2 protein-coding genes are annotated in these 5,577 nt (G+C 72.9%); both read right to left on the bottom strand.

Annotated elements, in window-relative coordinates; translation table 11 throughout:
• Positions 1-69 precede the first annotated feature (69 nt).
• Positions 70-2,484, bottom strand: a complete 2,415-nt coding sequence (locus tag ACFWH7_RS19635; RefSeq protein WP_378219118.1) for a family 43 glycosylhydrolase — start codon at positions 2,482-2,484, stop codon at positions 70-72.
• A gap of 154 nt (positions 2,485-2,638) precedes the next feature.
• Positions 2,639-5,452, bottom strand: a complete 2,814-nt coding sequence (locus ACFWH7_RS19630) for a beta-xylosidase family glycoside hydrolase (protein WP_378219116.1) — start codon at positions 5,450-5,452, stop codon at positions 2,639-2,641.
• Between the last annotated feature and the right edge of the window lie 125 nt (positions 5,453-5,577).

Raw genomic sequence — 5,577 nt, 5'->3', positions numbered from 1 at the left:
GCCCCGCCCCCCGCCCCCCCCCCCGCGGCGGGCCCCCCGCCCCCCCTCGGTCGTGCAGGTCCTCCGGCGTCAGCCGCAGGAGAGGTCGCCGTAGGCGGCCTCGTGCGCGGTCTCGACCGCCGCGCCGTCGAGCACCGCCGTGCCCGTGGCGGTCGCGACCCCGGCCGCGAGCGACGCGGACCGCGTGGCGAACGACTGGTACGCGTTCGCCCCCGGCGCGACGTCGCGCACGAAGCGCGTGCCGAACGGCGTGACGAGCGCGACGTCCGCCGGGACGTCGGCGAGGTTCGTCGCGCGCACCGCCACGTAGGCCTTGCCCGCGAGGCAGCGTGCGGACGCGGTCACGTCGAGCTCGACGGCCGGGCCGGCGGCGTCGGCCGCGAACTCCCACGTGTCCACCTCGACGAGGTCGACGCCCGCGGGTCCGGCGAACGTGAAGTACACGTCGTGGACACCGCTCACGCCCTCGAGGGCGGCGCTCACGTCCGCCCACTCGCCCACGGGGGTGTCGAGGTCGAGCGTGCCGACGACGGCACCCTCGCGGTCGTCGAGGCGCACCTCGACCGTGACGCCCTCGACGAGCGGCTTGACGCGCGCCGTGACGCTCGCGGCACCGTCGCCGAAGTCGACCGAGGACAGCGCCGACCAGTCGCCGGCGTCGACGTCGCGGACGACGAGGTTCGGCGCCTGCGCGCCGAACTGCGCCGAGCCGCCGTCGACCTTCGCGGTGGTGAGGCCCTGCTGCCACGCGAACGTCTCCGCCTCGAGCACCTGGAACGGGTCGAGGTCCTTGACCTGGTCCACGCCCGCGTAGTCGCCGACCACCTGCTGGACCGTCCCGTCCGCGTTGAACGTCAGCTCCTGGATGTGCGGGCTGCGGTAGCCCTGCGTGGTGCTGCCGTTGATGCGCTTGTTGAGCGTCGGCGCGTGGTACGTGAAGTAGTACTTGCCGTCCAGCTCGAACACCGACTGGTGGTTGTTGCCGCCCGTGCCCGCGCCGAAGAACTGCGACTGGTTCGGGAACATCACGCCGGCGTACGTCTCCTTGGGGAACGACATCGGGTCGTCGGAGATCATGTAGCCGATCTGCCCGCCGCCCGGGTACCCGGGGAGCGTGGCCTGGTTGCCGCCGAAGTCGTTGCCGCCGAAGTGCGACGAGTACGACAGGTAGTACTTCCCGTCGCGCTCGAAGACCTGCGCCGCCTCGAACGCCACGGGCGCGTCCACGACGGCCGCCGTGCCCCGCGTCGAGACCATGTCGTCGCCGAGCTCGATGACGCGGATGTTCTTCGGGTTGTTGAACCGCTCCGCCGCGGGCATCGACGTCGACGCCGGGCCGCCGCCGAAGTAGAGGTACGCGCCGTCGTCGGTGACGAGCGGCGCCGGGTCGAACTTCCAGGCCACGGCCTCGGCGCCCGGGGTGCGCCCGTCGATGAGCGTGCTGTCGCGCTCGCTCGTCCACGGCCCGAGCGGCGAGGCGCCCGTGATGACGTTCGACGACCCGCCGCCGTTGGCGTAGTAGAGGAAGTACTTGTCGACGCCGTCGACTGTCTTCTTCGCCATGCCCGGCGCCCACGAGTTGTTCGTGAAGGGCGCGACGCCCTGCGGCCCCGCGACCTGGATCTCGCCGTGGTCCGTCCAGTTCACGAGGTCCTCGGACGAGATGAGCGTGATCTGGTTGATGCTGCCGTAGTTGATCTGCGGCGAGACGCCCGTCACCGGGTCGGGCGCGTAGCCCTGGGTGTCGTTCGTCATGTACATGTACACGCGCCCGTCCTCGACGAACCCGAACCCGTCGGCCCCGAACTTGTGGGAGATGAGCGGGTTGTGCTCGCCGGGGAGCTTGCCGAGCACCTCGATCGTCTTCGAGGGCGGCCCGGGCGGGGCCGCGCCGACGACGGAGACGTCGTCGAGCACGAAGTCCATGAGGTGCGTCGCCGGGTCGGCGGACGGGTTGCTCGTCCACGGCGTCTCGAAGAACAGCCGCGCGGTGCCGACGTTCTGGTCGGCCGGGATCGTGAACCGGCCGTCGAACGTGGCCCACTGGCCCTTGGTCGCGGTGACGCTCACCAGGTTCGTGTACGTCCCGCCGCCGTAGTGCATCGTGGCGAAGAACTGCTTGGTGGCCGGGGCCGCGGCGGCGTCGTACCGGATCTTCGCGGTGAGCTCGTACGTCTCGCCCGCGCGGACCTTGCCGCTGAGGTCCTGCATCGGACCGGAGCCGGTCGTCGCGCGCTCGGTGGTCAGGGCCGCGGCCTCGCCCGCGAACGCCTGGTCGGTGGTCGACAGCACGGCCTGGTCGGTCGCGTTGCCGTTGTTGACGAACCAGCCGGTCGTGCCGTCCTCGAAGCCGCCGTTGACGACCAGCTCCTCGTCCGCGGCGTACGACGGCAGCGCGGCGAGCGACGCGGAGAGCAGCGTCGCGAGCGCGGCCCCGGCGACGGCGCCGCGCAGGCGACGTCGTCTGCGGTGGTGCGTGTCCATGGATCCTCCTCGATCGATGTGGGTGTCCTGCGCGTCCGCGCGTCTCGCGCGGACGGTCGTGCCCGACGGCGGACCCTCCGCCGTCGCCCTGCGTCCTCCCTCCTCTCGCGCCGACCCGGCGGGCGGCCGGGGCGGCCCGCCGGGTCGGGCGGGGTCAGCGGCCGAACGGCACCGCGCGGGTCGTCGTCACCGCGTCGGTCGAGCGCGTGACGGTGACGGTGACCTCGCCGGCCGGGGCCTCCGCGAGCCGGCTCGCGAACGCCTGGTACGCGTTCGCGCCAGGCTGCACGCCGGCAAACGTCCGGCTGCCGTACGGGGTGCTCACGACGACGTCCACCGGGACGTCCTCCTCGTTCACCACGCGCACGGCGACGTAGTCCCTTCCGGCGATCGCACGCAGGGTCGCCTCCGCCGCGAACGCGACGTCCGGGGACGTCGTCGGCTCCAGCGACGCGACGGCGAGGGCGAGCGCCCGCGCGGGGGCGTCGGCCTGGTTCTGCGTCGACGGCGCGGTCGTCGACCGCGCCCAGGCGAGAGCCTGCTCGACGGCGGCCCACGAGCCCGGCGTCCAGCCCGCCGGGTCGAGCCCCTCCGCCTCGGCGACGACGGCGTCGAGCGCCGTCCGGTCGGCGCCGCCGTCGGCGTCGAGCACGTCGCTCAGGAGGAAGTGGTCGAAGTCGACGTGCCCGCCGGTCTGCTCCTTCGCGTAGGAGAAGAGGCCGAACCGGTAGCCCATGAAGTGGGACAGGCTCCAGTCCATGACGAGCGGCCCCTGGCGCGGCCCGAGCGGCTCCCACGTGCGCCCGTCGAGGCTGTACGAGTACTGCACCCAGAGCTGGCCGTTCGGCGAGGCGAAGTCGGCGTCCGCCTTGAGGTGCACGTCCGTGCGCTCGCCCAGCGCGACCTGCGACCCGGGGACGAACGACTCGACCGCCTCGCGGTCGATCGTGTCCGTGAACGGCTGGAGCCGCGTGACGAGGCCGAGCGTGCGCTCGCCGTCGACCTGCTGGACACCCGCGTACGCGAAGCTGCGGCCGTAGACGGCGAGGCCGGCGACGTCGCCGTCGAGCATCCCGGACACGTCGAGGCGGGTCTCCGCGGAGGCCGTCGGCCCGAACGTGCGCTGGCCGAGCGTGTTGCGCGCCTCCTCCAGGTAGGTGAGGTCGCGCCCGGGCGCCTTGGTGTACTCCGCCTCGCCGGTCACGACGTGCCCGTTGGTCAGGCGCAGCCAGCCGTCGCGCTCCGTGAGCGACCAGTACCGGTTGTCCGGCGCGTGGTTCCACTGCCAGGCGAGGTCGAGGTCCGAGCCGTTGTACGACACCTCCTCGAGCGTGGGCGTCTCGAGGTCCGGCGCGCGGCCGACCACGGAGACGTCGTCGAGCAGGTACTCGACGCTCGACGACGGCGGCTGCGGGTTGCCCCACGGGGTCTCGACCGCGAGCTTGAAGGTCCGGACGTCGGCGTCCTGCGGGACGGTGTAGGTGCCCCGCACGGTCGTCCACTCCCCCGGCGTGGCGTTCGCCCACGCGAGCGTGGTGACGCCCGCGCCCCAGTCGCCGACGAGGTTGAAGCGGACCTGCGCCGGCCCGGTGGCGTAGCGGACCCGGGCCGAGACCTCGTAGGTCACGCCGGCCTGGACCTTCCCGCCGAGCTGCTGGTTCGGGCCCGAGCCGTTGAGCGTGCGGTCCGCGACGCGCAGCGCGCCCGTGCCCGATGCGGCGCCGCTCGTCTCGCGCGACAGCGTCGCCTCGAACTGCGCGGCCCACGGCGCGGTCCCGGCGTCCTCGAACCCGGGGTTGGCGACGAGCTCGACACCGAGCAGGGACTCGTCGTACGTGGGCGCGTCGGGGACCTCCCAGACGGTGTCGCTGAAGGCGCGGTGCTCGGCGTCGTTCGCGAAGTCGTCGGAGGCGACGATGCTCTTCAGCCGCTCCCGGCGCTCGGTCGCCTCGTCGAGCAGGATCGGCTTGGCGAACGTGTCGCCGACGCGGACGACGCCGTCGTCGCCGAACGTCGGCCAGCCGTCCTCCCACGTCGCGGGGATGAGCGCGGGGATGCGGCCGAGGGGGTAGGTGTCGCGGAAGAACATCCCCCACCACTCGTAGCCGCCCGCGCCGTCCGGCACCTCGACCAGCCCGCCCTGGGCGAAGCCGTCCGAGTTCAGCGCGCTGCGCGCCTCGTACGGGTTCGACCCGTCGGCGGTCTCGTAGCGACCCAGCAGGTGCGGCGAGCGGAACAGCACCTCCTGCCGGTTCTGGCCGCTGGGCCACGTGATGATCGCGACGTAGTACTCGCCGTCGATGTAGTGCACCTGCGCGCCCTCGAACAGCCCCCCGATGAACGCCTCGCCGGCGTAGTCCGCGGCGCGGAAGATGTTCGGGAAGTCGGCCTCGATCGCGGTGAGGTCGTCGTTCAGCCGGACGGCGCTCGTCGCGCCCGAGCCGTAGAAGATGTAGGGCGTCCCCCCGTCGGCCTCGTCGAAGAACAGCGACGGGTCGTGGAACCCCCGGCCGAGCGCGGTGCGCTCCCACGCGCCGTGCTCGACGTCGTCCGTGCGGAAGAGGTACGACCCCCCGAGGTCGTTGGTGTTGAACACCACGTAGAACGTGCCGTCGCGGTAGCGGAGCGACGACGCCCACTGTCCGTTGCCGTAGCCGTTCTTCCCGTTGCGCAGCGACGACACGTCGCCGACGCCGAGCCGGTCGTAGACGTACCCGACGATCTCCCAGCTCACGAGGTCGTAGGACTTCATGATCGGGGCACCGGGGGCGAGGTGCATCGTGGTGCTGATCATGTAGTAGACGTCGCGTCCCTCGTCGCTCTCGGCCGCGGGGACACGCGCGACCGAGATGTCGGGGACGTCGCTGCCCAGCAGCGGGACGCCGTACGTCCCGTCACCGCGGTCGGTGGTGGTCAGCCCGGTGATCGTGCTCGCTCCTCCCGGTGTGTCGTTCGACTCGTCCGCCACCGCCGCGGACGTCGTGGGGGGGGGGCGCCGGGGCGAGCCCCCCCGCGCCCGCGCCGCGCGCGGGGGGGTGTTGGTGCCGCGGCGGGCGCTCGCCCGCCCCAAGCTCGGCGTTGGCGCGGCGCGCC

It is taken from the genome of Cellulosimicrobium cellulans, from assembly GCF_042723955.1.
Classification (GTDB): domain Bacteria; phylum Actinomycetota; class Actinomycetes; order Actinomycetales; family Cellulomonadaceae; genus Cellulosimicrobium; species Cellulosimicrobium cellulans_H.
This window is presented reverse-complemented; position numbering and strand designations above follow the sequence as displayed.

Excerpts from the sequence above, each read along its gene's own strand:
- ACFWH7_RS19635 (WP_378219118.1), bottom strand. The coding sequence starts at position 2,484 with ATGGACACGCACCACCGCAGACGACGTCGCCTGCGCGGCGCCGTCGCC.